The sequence below is a fragment of the Shinella sp. JR1-6 genome (genome assembly GCF_004284735.1).
Taxonomy (GTDB): domain Bacteria; phylum Pseudomonadota; class Alphaproteobacteria; order Rhizobiales; family Rhizobiaceae; genus Shinella.
The window spans coordinates 23,127-40,424 of record NZ_SHMI01000035.1 but is presented as its reverse complement, the minus strand read 5'-3'; the positions used below and the strand labels follow the sequence as shown (position 1 = coordinate 40,424).

Below are 17,298 nucleotides of genomic sequence, written 5' to 3'. Positions count from 1 at the left end.
TTCGAGCGGAACCGCTATAGCGTGCCTGCATCGTTTGCGAACCGGCCTGTCAGCTTGCGGATTTATCCCGAGAGACTTCTGTGGTTGCCGCCCGTAATGCAAGAAGTTTCTGACCCATTAGGTGTGATCGAGTGCGGTCTTCTGTCAGGCCTTTAAATGCGGTACTTCGGAAGCCGCTGGCCGATATGGTGATCAGCGGATCAGGTCCAAATCTATTCAGCGAGCTGAAGGGCTCTATGCCCCGAACTGGTTTTCCTGATCCAGATCTGTTCGATCATTTTGCCCATATGGGGCGTCGACTTTCTCACACCTCCGTCACCGACGTTAAACTGCCTTACGCCACACCTCTGTCATGCAGCGGCAGTCTGTGCCGGATTTTGATAATCCTTGCCTGTTGTCAGCATGGCCCAGATCGCTCTGGCCATTTTGTTTGCAAGGGCGATGGCCACAAGCATTCTGGGTTTCCGGGCCAACATTCCAGATAGCCAGGACCTCTCCGGTATCGTCTTCCGCCCGAGCCAGTTCAGACGCGACATTGCTCCCATGATCAAGAGCCGGCGTATATCGGCTTGTCCGGCCTTTGATATTCGTCCGAGCCGCTCCTTTCCTCCCGACGAATGCTGGCGCGGCACCAGACCCAGCCAGGCCGCAAAGTCTCGCCCACGCCGAAAGCTTTCCATGGGTGGAGCAAACGCTTCAACGGCCAGCGCGCTCATTGGTCCAACGCCCGGCATTGTTTGTAAACGGCGTGCTGTATCCGTAATCTTTGCCAGAGCGCTGATTTGTTGTGCCTTCGCTTCGATCCGTTGCGTCTTCTCGGCGATCTGCAGCAGAATATCGCGGCATTCGTCACGAACCAGTTCCGGCAGATCGCTGTTCTCAGCCTCGACCATCGCCTCGATCCGCGTAAGCTGCACAATGCCGGGAGGAATCGGATACCCAAACTCGTAGAGGACTGATCGCAGTGCGTTCACCAGCTCGGTACGCTGACGTACAAGTCGTTCTCTCCCGCGAAAAAGCAGCGCCTGTGCCTGCTGCTCCTCCAATTTCGGCGTAACGAAGCGCATCTCAGGTCGCTGTGCGGCAGTAACAATCGCTTCGGCATCCGCGGCATCGTTCTTCTGACGCTTCACGAATGGACGAACGTACTGTGGCGCTATCAGCCGTACTTCATGGCCGAGTTTTGTCATCTCGCGTGACCAGTAATGAGCGCTCCCGCATGCCTCCATCACGACGATCGCAGCGTCTTGCCCGGCCATAAATCTACGAAAATGCTGCCGGGATAGCTTCCGCCGGAACTTCACCTCTCCGGAAAGCAAAGCTCCATGAACCTGGAAAACGTTCTTCGCCAGATCGACCCCAATCATCGTGTCGTATGTCATGCTGCCATCCTTCCACCCGCTGGATTTAACCCGACCATCCTCTGACAGAACGTGCCGGGTGGGTAGGGCGGCAACCACGCCATCTATTCAGGCCTCTCCCCCAAACGGAAGCGTTGCGGCAATGCAACATGAACCGAGCGAAACAGAAATATTCCAAGGTTTTTTCACTCTATAAGGATGATTTCTCTGCCTATTTTTTATGAATAGCCTTGGGAGGTTGTGTAGACGATCAACTCGGAGTCGGAAGATTGAATATCAGAACTATCGCATTGACCTGCCAATTCGCGGGATTAATTTCACTTTTTGGTTGTGACGCCACACGATCAGCGTCTGATATTTCATACAAACCGATATTGATCTCCAAAATTCAATCCGTGGATTTGGAAGCGACAACGAGTGCTACCAAGAATACCAGCGCGGACACTGAGCTGGCTTCAATGTATAGCGAGAGGATCGACCGTGGCTTCCGGATCCCTGCTGTGGACACGAAACGCCTAAATCCAGAACATGTGCGGCAGGCGGTGTCCTACTCGACAGACGAGCCGCCGGGAACGGTAATCGTCGATCAGGGCGCGCGCTTTCTTTACTACGTTCTACCCGGAGGCAGGGCCATGCGGTATGCGGTTGGCGTGGGACCTGCAAGCCGTAGCTTCCATGGCACCGCAACGATCGCGCACAAGCGTGCCTGGCCGCGGTGGACGCCAACCGCCAACATGATCAAACGCAATCCGGAACACTACGGCCGTTTCAGGAATGGCGTGGAAGGCGGACCGAACAACCCTATGGGAGCCCGAGCGCTTTACATTCACAAGGACGGCCAGGATACCTACTATCGTATCCACGGCACGAATGCGCCGTCATCGATTGGCAAAGCCGTTTCAGCTGGTTGCATCCGCCTCCTGGCACATGACATCATAGATTTGCATGATCGCGTAAGGCCTGGCGCCCGCGTCGTCGTCCGGTAGATGTTCGATTGGTACTGAAAAGTCAAAACCGAGACGAAAGTCGGGTGAACCGATTCGTGTGACCATCGCCATTGCGGAAGATTTCGATTTAGCCTTGCCTTATGAAGGGTATTGCACAAGTATCTCAAGGAGAGAAACGACACTGTGTAGAGCGTAGGTTGGGAGGGGAACATGACCAAACTTTCGCACAAGATGAAGGCCTTGCAGGCAACACTCCTGACAACAACCTTTTTGTTTCTCTCTACGAGTTTGGGCCTTCCGCAGGATACGAAAACAGAGCCAACGGTTCTTGTCGAAAAGGTCGAGAAACGAGATGTTGCAAATACGAGCGAGTTTATCGGGCGCATCCAGGCGATTGAGCGGGTAGAGATACAAGCTCGCATCACCGGAACGTTGCTCCCTCCGAAGTTCAAGGAGGGCGAAGATGTGGCACCGGAGCAATTGCTCTATGAAATTGATCCGGCCCCTTTCCAGGCAGAGGTCGATGCAAAGCGTGCGCAATTGGCAAGCGCGGAATCCACAGCTCAGTTTGCTGCTGTGAGCGACAAGCGGGCGCAAGATCTCTTGAGATCCAGTACAGGAACCCAGGCGGCGGCGGACGCCCGCAAGGCCGAACTGGCGCAGGCACAATCGGCAGTGCAGATCGCCGCCGCAGCGTTGCGGATCGCGGAAATCACACTCGGCTACACGAAAATCACGGCGCCCATAAGCGGAAGGGCCGGTCGGACGGCGATTACGGAAGGCAATATCGTTTCACCGGCCTCCGGCGCTCTGACGACCATCGTCAAGGACGACAAGGTGTGGGCAGTGTTTGCACCCAGCCAGCGGGAAATCCTGGAATACAGGAAGGCGGAGTTCAACAAGCAGCCGGCAATACGCCTGAAACTGGCCGATGGCAGCGTTTATGACCAACTGGGCTCGGTCGACTACATCGATAACACCGTCGATTCAAACACGGACAGTCAGGTCATTCGCGCGGTGTTCGCCAATCCGGATCGGCTGCTTGTCGATGGGCAGACGATCCGTGTCCTGATGGAACAACCAACCGACGCCCCGGTCCTCACGGTCTCGCAGGTTGCTCTTGCCGCCGACCAGACCGGAACTTTCGTGCTTGTCGTCGACGAAAACCAGACCGTGGCCACCCGCTATATCGAGATCGGCCAGCAGCGCGACGGCGTGGCGGTCGTCAAGGAGGGGCTAAAGGAGGGCGACCTCGTTATCGTGCAAGGCATGCAACGTGTGCGCAATGGTATGAAGGTCAATCCTCAGCAATCCGAACCACGGAGCTGAGCCATGATTTCCTCCATCTTCATCCGCCGCCCGCGAATGGCTATTGTCATCTCGCTGATTATCACACTCGCGGGCGCCATGGCCTACAAGGCGCTGCCAGTCGCGCAATTCCCCGATATCGTTCCCCCCCAAGTCCAAGTCACGGCGTTCTATCCCGGCGCCGACTCCAGTTCGCTGGAGCAATCCGTCGCCCAGGTCGTCGAGCCAGCCATCAACGGCGTGGACAAGATGATCTACATGCAATCCACGTCCGGCTCAGACGGAACCTATAGCCTCGCCGTTAGTTTTGAAGTCGGCTCCGACCCGGACATGAACACGGTCAATGTCTCAAACCGTGTAAACCAGGTCGTTGCGGCTCTTCCTGCCGAAGTCCAGGCCCTGGGTGTAACCGTAAACAAGCGGTCGACGAGCCTGCTGCAGGTCATTACGGTCTACTCTCCTGACGATTCAAGAAATGCGCTCTTTCTTTCGAACTACGTCAAACTCAACCTTATTGATGCGCTCGCGCGTGTTCCGGGTGTCGGTGAAGCATATGCTTTCGGGCCACGCGACTATTCGATGCGTGTATGGCTGGACGTCACACGGCTCTCGAGCTTGAACCTAACGGCCCTCGATGTTGTTCAGGCGCTCAGGTCGCAAAACGTTCAGGCGGCCGTTGGCCGTATTGGTGCCAATCCGGCAATCCCCGGCACAAACTTCCAGATCAATCTCACGGCCGACGGTCGCCTTAATACGATCGAGCAGATCGAGAACGTCGTGGTGCGGACTGCCGCGGAGGGTGCACGTATCCTGCTGAAGGACGTCGCGAGGGTGGAACTCGGCGCCAAGGCGGAAGATGCAGAGCCGACCTTCAACGGCAAGCCCTCGGCTGGCGTTGGGATTTATCAGGCCCCGGGCGCAAATGCTGTGGCCACAGCAGAAGCGGTCAAGGACGTTTTGGCAGACCTCAAGGAGCGTCTGCCAGCAGGTGTCGATGTCACGATCGCCTATGATTCGACCTACTTTGTGGAACAGATGATGGAGAGCGTAATCCACACGCTCTTTGAAGCGTTTGCGCTGGTTGCCATCGTCGTGCTGGTGTTCTTGGGCAGTTTCCGCGCGACCCTGATCCCCATCCTTGCTGTTCCCGTAGCGCTGATCGGTACGTTTGCAGTCATGCTTGCACTCGGCTTTTCACTCAACACGATCTCGCTCCTGGCTCTCGTCTTGGCAATCGGCATCGTTGTTGATGACGCCATCGTCGTGGTCGAAGCCGTCGAACACAAACTCGATGCGCATCCCGAAATGTCACCCGCCAAGGCGACAGAAGAGGCGATGAAGGAGATTACGGCGCCAATCATCGCCATCACCCTGGTACTCCTGTCGGTGTTCGTGCCAACTGCATTTATCCCTGGCATCACCGGCCAACTCTACCAGCAGTTTGCCGTCGCCGTTTCGGTATCCATGGTCATTTCCGCCATCAATGCCCTCAGCCTATCCCCCGCTCTCTGCTCGATCATCCTCAAGCACAGGGGTGAGCCTAAAGGCTTGTTCAAACTGTTCAACCGGTCGGTGGAAGGCATGCGTGGCGGATATGTTGCCTTGGTCGGGCCGCTGACCCGCCGTGCTGTCCTCGCAGTCGCCCTCCTGGCGGTCTTTGCCTATGGAACGGGTTGGCTAGCCAAGGACATTCCTACTGGCTTCCTGCCTCTCGAGGATCAGGGTGCCTTCATGGGCGAATTGCAGCTTCCAGCCGACGCCTCAGTAGAGCGCACTGCAAAAGCGAGCGAGGATGTCCTGAAGCGGCTACAGGAGAATGAAGCCGTCCAGGATGTGTTCATCGTTGCCGGCTTCTCGTTGATCGACGGTGTCGTGCTTCCCAACAGAAGCTTCTTCGTTGCAACGCTAAAGCCATTCGAAGAGCGAACCGACGCGTCCCAATCGGTCTTTGCCGTCGTTGCTGACGTTAACGCGAAACTAGCGACCCAGGGGGATGGCGTCGCCTTTGCCTTCAACTTGCCACCCATCCAAGGCCTTGGCACGGGCTCTGGCTTCCAGGGCCTGATTGCCAGCCAGACGGGTGCAGATCCAGCAATGATTGCCGCCGTGGCGCGTGGAGCGGTAGCAAACGCCAACGAGGATCGCCGTCTGGCGGGTGTCTATACGACCTTCAGCGCTGATACGCCGCAATTGAAGATGATCGTTGATCGGGAGCGGGCGCAAACTCTTGGTGTCGATCTTTCAAGCCTTTTCTCGACAACGGGCGCGCTCTTGGGCGGCACCTATGTCAACGATGTCAATCTGTTTGGGCGGACATGGCAGCTCAAGGTCCAGGGCGATGCCCAGGCCCGAATGGATATCGGCGATATCGGTGAGATACGGGTTCGCAGCACCAGCGGCACACTCGTGCCGCTGGCTGCTGTTGTCGATACGAAATTGATTACCGCTCCCGCTTTCATAACGCGCTACAACAACGAGCGGGCGGTCGTAATCAACGGCGGGCCCGCCGACGGCTACTCCTCCGGAGAGGCCATCGCAGCGATGCAGCAAGTGGCAAATGACACGCTTCCCGAAGGTTATAAGTTGGAATGGACGGGAACGGCACTGCAGGAAATCCAGGCCAGCGGTCAAACCGGCCCAATCCTGATCCTCGCAGTGGTTTTTGCCTATCTGTTCCTGGTCGCGCTCTATGAAAGCTGGGCGATACCGCTTGGTGTCCTTCTTTCGGTCGTCACCGGTTTGTTCGGGGCTATGTTGGCGTTGAAACTGACCGGTCTGGACAACAACGTGTATGCGCAGGTCGGCATCGTTATCCTCATTGCGCTCGCAGCCAAGAACGCGATCTTGATCGTCGAGTTCGCAATGGAGCAGCGTGCAAGTGGTAAGGGCATCGTCGAGGCAGCCATCGAGGGCGCAAATCTGCGATTTCGAGCGGTCATGATGACGTCGTTCGCCTTCATCCTCGGCCTTCTACCTCTTGTTCTGGCCGGTGGCGCGGGCGCCGCGACCCAGCGCGCTGTCGGCACGTCCGTGTTCGGTGGCATGTTGATGTCCGCGGCCGTCGGTATCTTTATCATTCCAGGCCTTTATGTCGTGTTCCAGGTTCTTAGAGAAAAGATCAAGGGCGGGCGCAGGAGCGACGGGCAGGAAGACGCTCCACAGCCGGAATGATGACGGTACATCCGGGTCATGGCCCGCAGCCCTGACATAGGTGGTGCATTCGGCTCGCTTGAAGAGCTCGATGAAGGAACTGACGGCATTCCGCAGGGCTCTTATGGTCCGATGTACTGATGATGCTCTTCTTGCCTCAAAATTATGAAAGACGGCGTCTACAAGTCTCGGTGCTATTTGTGATGAAAAGGAATGCCAGCATGCCAACGGCGGTTATCGCCCAGCCGATCAATGTGGCGAGCGGCCGGGCTCCTGCTGCCATATTCTGCGGCAGGCCGAAAACGCCCAATCCCACCATTGAACCGATGACGAGCGCCGTCAGCGCGCCCAGATGCAGCTTGGTTTGCTTTGTCGCCGAGGCGGCGGTGCTGGAGGCGGAGTGAACATCTGCGGCAGTCATGGCGGGTCTCCCGGCGTTCGAAAACACAGCCAAAGACTGCGCCTCCAACCCACAGGTTGCTTTGGCCGGCGTCAAAGCCTGTCACGGGGGAGAGGCTCATTCTCACCTGCATCCGCAACGCATGCGAACCCGCCAAGGAGAATGAGATGATGGCGCTTGTCTACGAAAGGTCCGGGACGGAAGACCTTCTCCCACGCGGCCGATACGAAAGCGCTCAAGGTGGTCATCGAGACGGACGCCGTGCGGGCGATCCCGGTCAGGGCGATGGACGAGCCTCTGCTGTCGGACGTCCTCCGGCATGTGACGCCGGAAGACCTGCGCTTCCGGTTCCTTGGCAGTGTGCGGGAGGTGAGCCATGAACGCTTGCTTGCCATGGCGCAGGTCGATCATGTCGCGACCGAGCACTTCCTCGCCTTCGCCGGCAGCAGCGGCGCGATTGTCGTGGCGGCGATGGTGGCCTGCAACCCGTCGATGACGAAGGCCGAGATGGCGATTTCCGTGCGCGCCGACGACAGGCACAGGGTGTCGGCTGGGAGATGCTGCGCCACGCAGCCCGCTATGCACAAAGTCGTGGCATCAGCACTCTGGAATCGCTGGAAAGACGGGAAAACCAAGAGGTTATCGAACGGGAACAGGGTTTCGTCACCGTCCCCTACCCCGACGATCCGACGCTTTTCCTCATCCGCAAGGATCTTCGCTCCACCTGAGCCCGGGTGCAGGGCTCACAGCGAGAATTCCTGGTCGAGGCGCGGCACGACGCTCGCCCAACCGAGCTCGCGCTCTATGCGCACACGCAAGGCTTCCGAGGCTTCGGCCTCCCCGTGCACGATGAAGACCTTGCGCGGCGGGTGCGGAGAACCGGAAAGCCAGCGCATCAGCTCATCGGCATCGGCATGGGCCGAGAGCATGTCGAGATGGGCGACCTCCGCATTGACCGGAAGCCAGACGCCATGGATCTTCAGTTCCTTCGCACCGTCCTGAAGCGAGCGTCCCCGCGTGCCGGCGGCCTGGAAGCCGGCAAGCAGGATCGTATTGCGCGGATCGGGCGCGAAGGCTTTCAGATGATGCAGCACACGGCCGCCCGTCGCCATGCCGGAGGCGGAAATGACGATCTTCGGAACGCGGCTTGAGCTGATCGCCTTCGAGGCCTCGACGTCGTCCGTGTAGCGCGCGATGCCGAACACGCTCTTGCAGCTTTCGAGATCGAGCCGGTGATCCCTGGGATGCCGGCCCATGAGCCCGGTCGCATCGATGGCCATGGGGCTGTCGAGGAACACGGGGACGTCTCCAAGAGCCCCTGCCTGTTTCAGCCTCCAGAAATAATAGAGCAATTCCTGCGCGCGCCCGACAGCGAAGGCCGGGACGACGAGCGTTCCGCCACGTCTGATCGTGCGCTCCACGACCGCCCGCAGGGCATTTTCCGGGTCGGTCTTGTCGTGAATGCGGTTGCCGTAGGTGGATTCGACCATGATGTAGTCCGCCTCGACCGGCCGAGCGGGGTCCGGCATCAGCGGATCGCCGTAGCGGCCGATATCGCCGGAAAAGACGATCCTCTGGCCACCCCAGACCATTTCCACCCATGCAGCGCCGAGAATATGACCCGCGCGGTGGAAACGGAACCATGCTCCGTTGGAAAGCCGCACGGTCTGGTCGAATTCAACGGTCGAGAAGTGCTCCACGGCGTTCTGCGCATCATGGACCGTGTAGAGGGGGAGAGCCGGTTGGTGACGCGACAGCTTGTGCCGGTTGAGGAATTCCGCGTCCTTTTCCTGCAGATGGCCGCTGTCCATGAGGATCAGCTCGGCGACATCGCGGGTGGCGGACGTCGCGTAGATTTTGCCACGATAGCCCTCGCGCACCAGACGCGGCAGATATCCACAATGATCGAGATGCGCATGTGTCAGGATCACCGCATCGATATCACGCGGCGAGACTGGCAGGGGCGTCCAGTTGAGGTCACGCAGGTTCTTCAGACCCTGGAAAAGACCGCAGTCGATCAGGATGCGGTGTCCCCCGAGGGTGAGCAGATGCTTCGAGCCGGTGACGGTTCCCGCACCGCCGAGCGATTTCAGTGACAGCATAGTTCCCTCCCCTCACGGGTCGCTTCGCCCACGGATCGGCCTATTGCCGCGCATAGGGCCATTTCCAGTCGCGGATTTCTGGCATGTCCTCGCCGTGCTCGCGTACATAGGCATGATGCGCGTCGAGCTTCGCCTTCAGCCCGGCGACGAGATCCGGTTTCCGCTCGGCAAGGGCCGGCAAGCGTTGGATCGCCTCGATGGCGAGGTGGTAGCGGTCGAGCTTGTTCATCACCGCCATGTCGAAGGGCGTGGTCGTGGTGCCTTCCTCGACGAAGCCTCTGACGTGGAAATTCGTATGGTTGGCGCGTTTGTAGACCAGCCGGTGAATGAGATAGGGATAGCCGTGATGGGCGAAGACGACCGGCCGGTCACGGGTAAATATCCGGTCGAAATCCTCATCCAAAACGCCGTGCGGATGATGCTGCGGCGATTGCAACGCCATCAGGTCCACGACGTTGACGACGCGGATGCGCAAGTGTGGCAGCGCCAGGCGCAAAAGATCGACGGCGGCGAGCGTCTCCAGAGTGGGAACGTCGCCCGCGCAGGCCATCACGATGTCGGGCCCAAGTCCCTCCTCCGTGCCCGCCCAATCCCAGATGCCAAGCCCGGCCTCGCAATGGGAGGCCGCCTCGTCCATCGTTAGCCATTGCGGCGCCGGCTGCTTACCGGCCACGATGACGTTGATGCGGTTCCAGGTCTTAAGGCAATGGTCGCCGACCCACAGAAGCGTATTGGCATCCGGCGGCAGGTAGACGCGCACAATGTCCGATCCCTTGTTGGCGACGAGATCAATGAAACCGGGATCCTGGTGGGAAAAGCCGTTGTGGTCCTGCCGCCAGACATGGGAGGTGAGCAGATAGTTGAGCGAGGAAACCGGCTTGCGCCAGGGCAGTTCGCGCGCGACCTTCAGCCATTTGGCATGCTGATTGAACATCGAGTCGACGATGTGGATGAAAGCCTCGTAGCAGGAGAAGAAGCCGTGTCGGCCGGTGAGCAGGTAGCCCTCCAGCCAGCCCTGGCACAGATGCTCGCTGAGCACTTCCATGACACGGCCTTCCGGCGCGAGGTGATCGTCCGTCGGTAGCGTCTCGGCCATCCACACACGGTCCGTCGCCTCGAAGACGCTGGCGAGCCGGTTCGAGGCCGTCTCGTCCGGTCCGAAGATGCGGAAGTTGCGCTCCGCCGCGTTCAGCCGGATTACGTCACGCAGGTAGTCGCCGAGTACCTTCGTCGCCTGCTCCTCGGCCGCGCCGGGCCGCTCCACCGCGACCGCATAGGCAGCGATGTCGGGCGTGCGCAATTCCTTGCGAAGGATGCCGCCATTGGCGTGCGGACTGGCGCCCATGCGCCGCGCACCCGTCGGCGCCAGCGCCCGCAGCTCCGGCTTCAGGCGGCCATCCGCATCAAAGAGATCTTCGGGATCGTAGCTGCGCATCCAGGCTTCGAGGATGCCGCGGTGGGCGGCGTTCGTGCGGCACTCGGAGACGGGCACCTGATGCGAGCGCCAGTGGTTTTCGACCACTTTGCCATCCACCTCTTTCGGTCCCGTCCAGCCCTTCGGGCTGCGCAGCACGATCATCGGCCAGTGCGGGCGGCGGGCGGGTTCGCCCTTCGCCGCGGCCCGGATGGCCGCGATGCGGTCGAAGGCGGCGTCGAGCGCGGCTGCCATGTCCCGGTGCATGGCCTGCGGCTCGTGGCCCTCCACGAAGATCGGCTCGTAGCCGTAGCCGGTGAAGAGATGGGCCAGCTCCTCGTCCGGCAGGCGCGCCAGCACGGTCGGGTTGGCGATCTTGTAGCCGTTGAGATGGAGGATCGGCAGCACCGTGCCGTCGCTGACGGGGCTGAGGAACTTGTTGGAATGCCAGGCCGCAGCGAGCGGGCCTGTTTCGGCCTCACCGTCCCCCACCACGCAGGCGGCGACGAGATCCGGATTGTCGAAGGCCGCGCCATAGGCATGCACCAGCGCATAGCCAAGCTCGCCGCCCTCATGGATGGAGCCGGGGGTTTCCGGCGCCGCGTGGCTCGGAATGCCGCCGGGGAAGGAAAACTGCCGGAAGAGCTTCTTCAGTCCCGCTTCGTCCTCGCCGATTTCGGGATAGATTTCCGAATAGGTGCCTTCCAGATAGGTACTGGCCACCATGCCCGGCCCTCCGTGGCCGGGGCCGCAGATATAGAGGACATTGGCGTCGCGCGTCCGGATGATACGGTTGAGATGGGCATAGATGAAATTCAGGCCCGGCGTCGTGCCCCAGTGCCCAAGAAGGCGCGGCTTCACATGCTCCGCCTTCAGCGGCTCGCGCAGCAGCGGATTGTCCATCAGGTAGATCTGGCCTACCGAAAGATAGTTGGCCGCCCGCCAGTAGCGGTCGATCAGCGCGAAGTCTCCGGTGTCATGATCGTTCGCCATATCCGCTCTCCCTGTCCGCCCGCTCCGAGAGTTCAACGCCCGTGAAAGCCTGTTTGCTCCGAAGGCACAACGCTACTGCGGCAGCGCCCCACCGCCGGCGATACGCCCACAGGCCATATCGGTTATCGTGATGACACCCCGGCGTAATTCCTCAAGATTCGCAGCGAAGGATTTCTCGGCAAACTCGGTCTGGCAAACCAGCATCTTCAACGCATCGTCGCACTCGGCGAGGTTCTGGAAATGAGCACACTGATCCTGAAGCAGACGTGACGTCGTCCCCAGCCAATGCCAGTACATCGCCATTCCGATCCCGAAGCGTGTCAAAAGAAGTGGATCGGCGATGCTTGGGACGAAGGCCGCCGCAATTCGCTCTGCATTCATCGCGTTGCCCGCGGACATGACGAACTCCCGTCTCCCGTTCCAACATGATCTCATTCTAGACGGCTCCGCACAATGAAACTTGATCTGCGTCAACGGAGGGTGAGACTGTCCTGTATAGGGTGATGGATCGACAGATGACTTTCTACGCAACAAGACTTTCGACCAGATTCAGCCCGGCGATACCGCCTCTATCGTCCCGCTCGTCGGCCAAGACGATATAGACCTTTTCGCCGCCGCCGAGACCGCACAGGTCTCGCTCGACGGTATCGAGATCGTTCCCGTTGCGCACAGCCATGTCTATGCCATGGACATCCCGGCCTACGACAAGCTGCTCATCGTCACCGACGCAGCGATCAACATCCAGCCGACGCTGAAGCACAAGCGGGACATCTGCCAGAACGCGGTCGATCTCCTGCGCCGGCTCGGCATGGAGAAGCCGAAAGTCACGGTGCTCACCGCCGTGGAGACCGTGAACCCCAAGATGCCGGCGACGGCTCGATACCGCGGCGCTGACCGTGATGGCCGCGCGCGGACAGATCACCGGCGCGAGCGTCGACGGACCGCTCGCCTTCGACAATGCCCTCAACTTGGACGCCGCCCGCACCAAGGGCATCGCCTCCCCGTCGCGGGCGAGGCCGACATCCTGCTCGTGCCGGATCCCGAAGCCGACAACATGCCGGCCAAGCAACTGATCTACTTCGCCGGCGCGACGGCGGCTGGGCTCTTGCCCGTGGCGCGTGTCCCCATAGTGCTGACGGGCCAGGGCGATCCGGTGTCGGCCCGCAGCGCCCCATCCGGTGGAGGGGTTGCCCGGATGAAGACCTTGCTGACCTTCAATGCTGGCTCCTCCACCATGAAGATCGGCCTGTTTGCGCTTCGCTCGGAAGCGCCCCTCCGGATCTCCCGGGGCATAATCGATTTCCGCCACGATCCGCTGACCTTGCAGGTAAGCGAGGGGGAGCAGCGGATCGAGGCCGCGCTGGATGCCCGGCCGAACCCGGATTTGAGCGGCATCCTGTCGGAGACCCTCGCCATCCCACGCACATTCCATGACCGGGGCATCAAGCGGCATGGCTTCCACGGCCTCTCCTACAAATATGTCGCCGGCGAACTCGCCCACCTCGCGCCGGAAAAGGCAGACGGCAGGGTTGTGGTCGCCCATCTTGGCAGCGGTGCGAGCCTGTGCGGCCTCGACAAGGGGACCAGCCGCGACACCAGCATGGGCTTTTCGACTCTCGGCGGTATTCCCATGGCGACGCGCTGCGGCGCTTGGCCCGGGCGTGCTGCTGCATCTCCTCGAGCAGGAGGGACTGGCGCTGCGCGAGATGGAAGACCTCCTCTACCACAAAATCGGGCTTCTCGGGGTTTCCGGCATCATGGGCACCCCTGCCGTGCTCGCCGCCATCGCAGTCTTCGTGGCCGCGCAGCTCGTCTTCACCTTCGCGCCGTTCCTGCACGAGCTTTTCGGCACGACTCCCATAGCCTTGCTCGACGGACTGCTCATCCTCGCCATCAGCGTGATCACGATGGCGGTGCTGGAATGCGAGAAGGCAGTGGTCCGAAAGGTATGGTCTGGAAGCGGGAATGGTGATGGGAGGAGCGGGTTGGCTGAAGCTTTAGAGCATTTCCGCCCGATTAGGCGATGCGTCAACTCCTTTGCCTTGCGTCAAGGTGCCGGGAACCAAAGGGGAAGAAAGTGGAATCAATCCGCGCACGAAGCGAAGGAGGAACTCCCGATGATGATCCGCGAAATGCCCCATAAAGAATGCGCAGCGACGATTGCGGCTCAGCGGCTGGCGCGACTGGTTTGCGCCGAAAACGACAGTCCTTACGTCGCCCCGATCTGCTATGCCTATTCGGTAACCCGGCTTTTTGCATTCTCGATGCCCGGCAAGAAACGTGACATCCTGCACGCCAATCCTCGCGATGAGCGAAACAAGCGAACTGTCGCACTGAGAACTCCAGCGGGGGTTTTAACCTCACATCATCGAAGAGCCCTGAGAGCATTGAGGATCACGGCCACGTCGATCGCCTCCTGAAGGATCGCACCTTCGACGGGCTGGAGATATCCGCATGCCGCCGCAACCATCGCCCCGACCGAAAGCGTCAGTCCCACAGATACACTCTGCAACGCGATCCGACGGCTTCGGCGCGCGATCGCAATTGCTTTGGCGAGCGGCGCAAGCTCATCGACAAGGAGCACCACACCGGCGGCCTCCGACGATGAGGCCGTGCCACGCGCACCCATGGCGACACCGATGTCGGCCGCCGCGAGTGCGGGCGCATCGTTGACGCCATCGCCCACCATCATTACCGGGCCATTGCCGGTCTCCTTCCTGACGGCCGCGACCTTGGCTTCCGGCGTCAGATCGCCAAGGACACTATCCATGCCAAGAGCCCGCCCCACGGACTCGGCGATCTCCCTGCGATCGCCGGACGCCAGCACGAGCTTTCGGACACCGGCGGCGCGGAGATCATCGAGAACCGGCAGCGCATCCATGCGGACCTGATCCTTCAGAACGATCATCCCCGCGAGCACTCCATCGATGGCGACGGCAACGGTCATCGAGGCGCGCATTTCGGGTGCGATCAATTCATGTGGATCGTCGCAGCCGGACGTGCGCTGCACGAAACCGCTCCCGCCGACAACAACCCGCCTTCCGTCGACATAGCCTTCGATGCCAGTGCCGGGCACTTCCCGCGCAGCCTCTGGCCTCGAAAGAGACAGACCTCTTTCGGCTGCCGCACGGACCAGCGCAGCGGCGACGACGTGGCCGGAAGCCTGATCGAGGCTTGCAGCCGCCTGCAGCACGGCTTCTACGGTAAAGGCTGATGTCGTCCTGATATCGACCACCGCTGCCTGCCCATGGGTGAGCGTACCGGTTTTGTCGAGAACCGCCGTCCGCACACGCGCCAGTAGTTCGAGCATGCCACCATTCTTCACAAGGACCCCGATACCCGCCGCCTTCGACATGCCGGAAATGATGGCGACGGGGACTGCAAGGATCAGGGGACAGGGCGTCGCGACAACAAGGACGGCGAGCGCGCGGATCGGATCCTGTGATAAGTACCAAGCAGCGCCCGCTATGATGAGGGTCAGGACCAGGAAGCCCATCGCGAAACGGTCAGCCATGCGGACCATGGGCGCCTTGCTCGCCTGCGCGGCCTCGACCAGCCGGACGATCCCGGCATAGGTGCTTTCGGCGGCCGTTCGGTAGGTGACAAGATCGAAGGCCGCACCCACACAGGTCGAGCCGCTGAGCGCCTCGGTTCCAGGTGGAGCGGGCTGCGGCAAAGGCTCTCCCGTCAAGGCCGCCATGTCCAGTGCGGAGCCTTCGCCGGAAACGATCCCGTCCACCGGCAGCACCTCGCCCTGTCGGATCAGCAGCCGGTCGCCTGGCTGTATCTGGGAGATCGCGACCTCCTCGAGCCCGGAAGGGCCGTAACGCATCGCAAAATGCGAGACGCGCCCCATCAGGGCCGTCATCTCCCGACGCGCGCGCCCTTCCGCAAAAGATTCCAGCAACTGGCCGCCCGCGTACATTAAGCCGACGACGTTTCCGGCAAGCGGCTCGCCAAACGCGATCGCTGCAGACATGGAAAGCGCCGCAACGATATCGAGCCCGACATCACCTCGGCGCAATGCACTGAAAACCTGTAGAAAAAGGCTGGTAAGGACGGCCAGCGTCGCCGCGCTCCAGACAAGATGAGCGTAGCGAGCGGCCTGCCACGACAAGACCAAGCCGATCACCAACCCACCAGCGGCGATTGCGACCAGGATCACGCTCGAATGTCGTTGCCAGAGGCTTTTGTCCGCTTGTGGCACGTTCCCTGCTCCTATCGCAGAATGCGAAGAGAGTAAGCCCAAAGACGGGCGCTCTCGCCTTGCGCAAGATCAATTCCTGGAGCGGCGATTTCTCTATACTGAAACAAGCAGCCACCGCGACTTGGCCGGCTGGTTCATACTTGGTGGTTCTGCAAATGGATACGCTCATAGCCAGATTGGGTCTCGCGCTATCGATCGGTCTTTTGGTCGGGCTCGAACGTGGCTGGCAGGAGCGGGAGGCACCCGAAGGCAGCAGAACCGCTGGCATGCGCACGTTCGGGATATCGGGACTTCTGGGCGGCGTTCTGGCAGTCCTCGCTCAAACCCTCAACTCTCCGGTGGTGTTTGCAATCGGTTTCCTGAGCTTCGCCGTCACGCTGGGCGTGTTCAAGCTGCGCGAGGCGCGTTCGGATTCCGATTATAGTGTCACCACCGTCATGGCGGGTCTCGGCGTTCTGGCGCTCGGCGGCCTGGCGGCCACCGGCGATGCGCAAGCAGCGGCAGCGGGAGGCGCAGCCCTTGCAGCCACGCTTGCAAGTCGGAACGTCCTGCATGGTTTCCTGAAGCGCTTAACCTGGATGGAACTGCGCTCTGCGTTGATGCTTGCCGTCATGACGGCGGTGGTCCTGCCGGTCCTGCCCGACGAGGCCATCGACCCATGGGGAGGGCTTAATCCTTGGAAGGTGTGGTTCTTCACCGTTCTGACCGCAAGCCTCTCGTTCCTCGGCTACATTGCCGTCAGGATTTTCGGAGCGAGCAAGGGCTTCGTGCTGAGCGCGATTGCCGGCTCCCTCGTCTCGTCCACGGCCGTCACCATGGTTCTGGCGCGAACCGCGAAACGCTCTTCCGATCCGCTGCCGCTTGCCGGCGCTGCGGCCCTCGGCGCAGCAGTGTCCATCCTGCGCGTAATGGGCCTGATCCTGCTGATCGATCCGGCAGCGATTGTTGCCATCGGCCCGGCCGCAACCATGGCAGCGGTCGTCTTCGCCGGGTCTGGGCTCGCAATTTTCTATTGGCGACAGGACAAGCCGTTCGCCGACGTACCGGCCAGCAATCCCTTCGAGATCGGTCCGCTCCTGATCTTCGCGACGATTTTCGCAGCAGCCGCCATTGCAAGCGCTGTTCTCGTCTCGCGCTTCGGTAGCTCCGGTCTTTTGGCCACGAGCGCATTGACAGGCACGGTCGATGTCGATGTCGCCGTGCTGGCCGCTCTGCAAGTGGGCCGGAGCGCCATGCCGATCGACGTCATCGGAGAGGCAATCCTTATCGCCATGACAACGAATGCCCTATGCCGTGCAGGCATCGCAACCGTCCTCGGACCATCGACCTTCAGCGGACCGTTCGCTGCCCTCACGATCATCGCCGGCGCGGCAGCGTTTGCCGTTCACACCATCATCACCGGCATGTAGCAAGCGC

The 17,298-nt window shown here is 60.7% G+C and carries 14 protein-coding genes and 2 pseudogenes; 8 read left to right on the top strand and 8 right to left on the bottom strand.

The window, feature by feature from the left end; translation table 11 throughout:
- Window positions 1-350 precede the first annotated feature (350 nt).
- Window positions 351-1,382: an IS110 family transposase gene (locus tag EXZ48_RS30760; RefSeq protein ID WP_024270388.1), complete on the bottom strand. Its 1,032-nt coding sequence runs from the start codon at window positions 1,380-1,382 to the stop codon at window positions 351-353.
- 248 nt (window positions 1,383-1,630) lie between these two features.
- Between EXZ48_RS30760 and EXZ48_RS30755 the strand changes: the two genes are divergently transcribed.
- The 3 genes from EXZ48_RS30755 to EXZ48_RS30745 all read left to right on the top strand — a co-directional run bounded on the left by EXZ48_RS30755 (window position 1,631) and on the right by EXZ48_RS30745 (window position 6,787).
- Window positions 1,631-2,347, top strand: a complete 717-nt coding sequence (locus EXZ48_RS30755; RefSeq protein ID WP_245290367.1) for a L,D-transpeptidase — start codon at window positions 1,631-1,633, stop codon at window positions 2,345-2,347.
- 171 nt (window positions 2,348-2,518) lie between these two features.
- Window positions 2,519-3,637, top strand: coding sequence for an efflux RND transporter periplasmic adaptor subunit (locus tag EXZ48_RS30750; protein ID WP_024270386.1), 1,119 nt, complete (start codon window positions 2,519-2,521; stop codon window positions 3,635-3,637).
- A 3-nt stretch (window positions 3,638-3,640) separates the two neighbouring features.
- A complete protein-coding gene (locus EXZ48_RS30745) occupies window positions 3,641-6,787 on the top strand; it encodes an efflux RND transporter permease subunit (RefSeq protein WP_024270385.1) in 3,147 nt (1,048 codons plus the stop codon).
- A 142-nt stretch (window positions 6,788-6,929) separates the two neighbouring features.
- Here the strand turns inward: EXZ48_RS30745 and EXZ48_RS30740 are convergent, their stop codons facing one another.
- Together EXZ48_RS30740 and EXZ48_RS35625 are read right to left on the bottom strand one after the other, a co-directional pair.
- Window positions 6,930-7,187 carry an APC family permease gene (locus EXZ48_RS30740; RefSeq protein WP_023513200.1) on the bottom strand — a complete coding sequence of 86 codons (258 nt, stop codon included), beginning with the start codon at window positions 7,185-7,187 and terminating at the stop codon, window positions 6,930-6,932.
- Between the two features lie 386 nt (window positions 7,188-7,573).
- Window positions 7,574-7,735: a hypothetical protein gene (locus EXZ48_RS35625; protein WP_245290366.1), complete on the bottom strand. Its 162-nt coding sequence runs from the start codon at window positions 7,733-7,735 to the stop codon at window positions 7,574-7,576.
- Between EXZ48_RS35625 and EXZ48_RS35620 the strand changes: the two genes are divergently transcribed.
- Entirely contained in the window at window positions 7,724-7,894 is a 171-nt protein-coding gene (locus tag EXZ48_RS35620; RefSeq protein ID WP_023513201.1) for a hypothetical protein, read from the top strand. The genes EXZ48_RS35625 and EXZ48_RS35620 overlap by 12 nt on opposite strands.
- 15 nt (window positions 7,895-7,909) lie before the next feature.
- Here EXZ48_RS35620 and EXZ48_RS30730 read toward each other — a convergent pair whose 3' ends face one another.
- The 4 genes from EXZ48_RS30730 to EXZ48_RS35615 all read right to left on the bottom strand — a co-directional run bounded on the left by EXZ48_RS30730 (window position 7,910) and on the right by EXZ48_RS35615 (window position 12,351).
- Window positions 7,910-9,268 carry an MBL fold metallo-hydrolase RNA specificity domain-containing protein gene (locus tag EXZ48_RS30730; RefSeq protein WP_024270384.1) on the bottom strand — a complete coding sequence of 453 codons (1,359 nt, stop codon included), beginning with the start codon at window positions 9,266-9,268 and terminating at the stop codon, window positions 7,910-7,912.
- A gap of 40 nt (window positions 9,269-9,308) precedes the next feature.
- The gene (locus EXZ48_RS30725) at window positions 9,309-11,675 is read right to left on the bottom strand and encodes a phosphoketolase (protein WP_023515966.1); all 2,367 of its coding nucleotides are present in this window, start codon (window positions 11,673-11,675) and stop codon (window positions 9,309-9,311) included.
- 72 nt (window positions 11,676-11,747) lie between these two features.
- The gene (locus EXZ48_RS30720; protein ID WP_024270383.1) at window positions 11,748-12,074 is read right to left on the bottom strand and encodes a hypothetical protein; all 327 of its coding nucleotides are present in this window, start codon (window positions 12,072-12,074) and stop codon (window positions 11,748-11,750) included.
- 124 nt (window positions 12,075-12,198) lie between these two features.
- Window positions 12,199-12,351 carry a hypothetical protein gene (locus EXZ48_RS35615; protein ID WP_245290365.1) on the bottom strand — a complete coding sequence of 51 codons (153 nt, stop codon included), beginning with the start codon at window positions 12,349-12,351 and terminating at the stop codon, window positions 12,199-12,201.
- Here EXZ48_RS35615 and EXZ48_RS30715 point away from each other — a divergent pair.
- The 3 genes and pseudogenes from EXZ48_RS30715 to EXZ48_RS35605 form a co-directional block, all read left to right on the top strand.
- A pseudogene (locus EXZ48_RS30715) lies at window positions 12,346-12,846 on the top strand (phosphate acyltransferase); the annotation flags it as partial. The gene EXZ48_RS35615 and the pseudogene EXZ48_RS30715 sit on opposite strands and share 6 nt — an antisense overlap.
- A 24-nt stretch (window positions 12,847-12,870) precedes the next feature.
- A pseudogene (locus EXZ48_RS35610) lies at window positions 12,871-13,263 on the top strand (hypothetical protein); the annotation flags it as partial.
- Window positions 13,264-13,336: 73 nt separating this feature from the next.
- The gene (locus tag EXZ48_RS35605; protein WP_024270381.1) at window positions 13,337-14,095 is read left to right on the top strand and encodes a cation transporting ATPase C-terminal domain-containing protein; all 759 of its coding nucleotides are present in this window, start codon (window positions 13,337-13,339) and stop codon (window positions 14,093-14,095) included.
- Here EXZ48_RS35605 and EXZ48_RS30700 read toward each other — a convergent pair.
- Entirely contained in the window at window positions 14,041-15,882 is a 1,842-nt protein-coding gene (locus EXZ48_RS30700; protein ID WP_023511839.1) for a heavy metal translocating P-type ATPase, read from the bottom strand. The genes EXZ48_RS35605 and EXZ48_RS30700 overlap by 55 nt on opposite strands.
- Window positions 15,883-15,941: 59 nt before the next feature.
- Here EXZ48_RS30700 and EXZ48_RS30695 point away from each other — a divergent pair, with 59 nt between their 5' ends.
- Entirely contained in the window at window positions 15,942-17,291 is a 1,350-nt protein-coding gene (locus EXZ48_RS30695) for a DUF4010 domain-containing protein (protein ID WP_245462406.1), read from the top strand.
- Window positions 17,292-17,298: the final 7 nt, after the last annotated feature.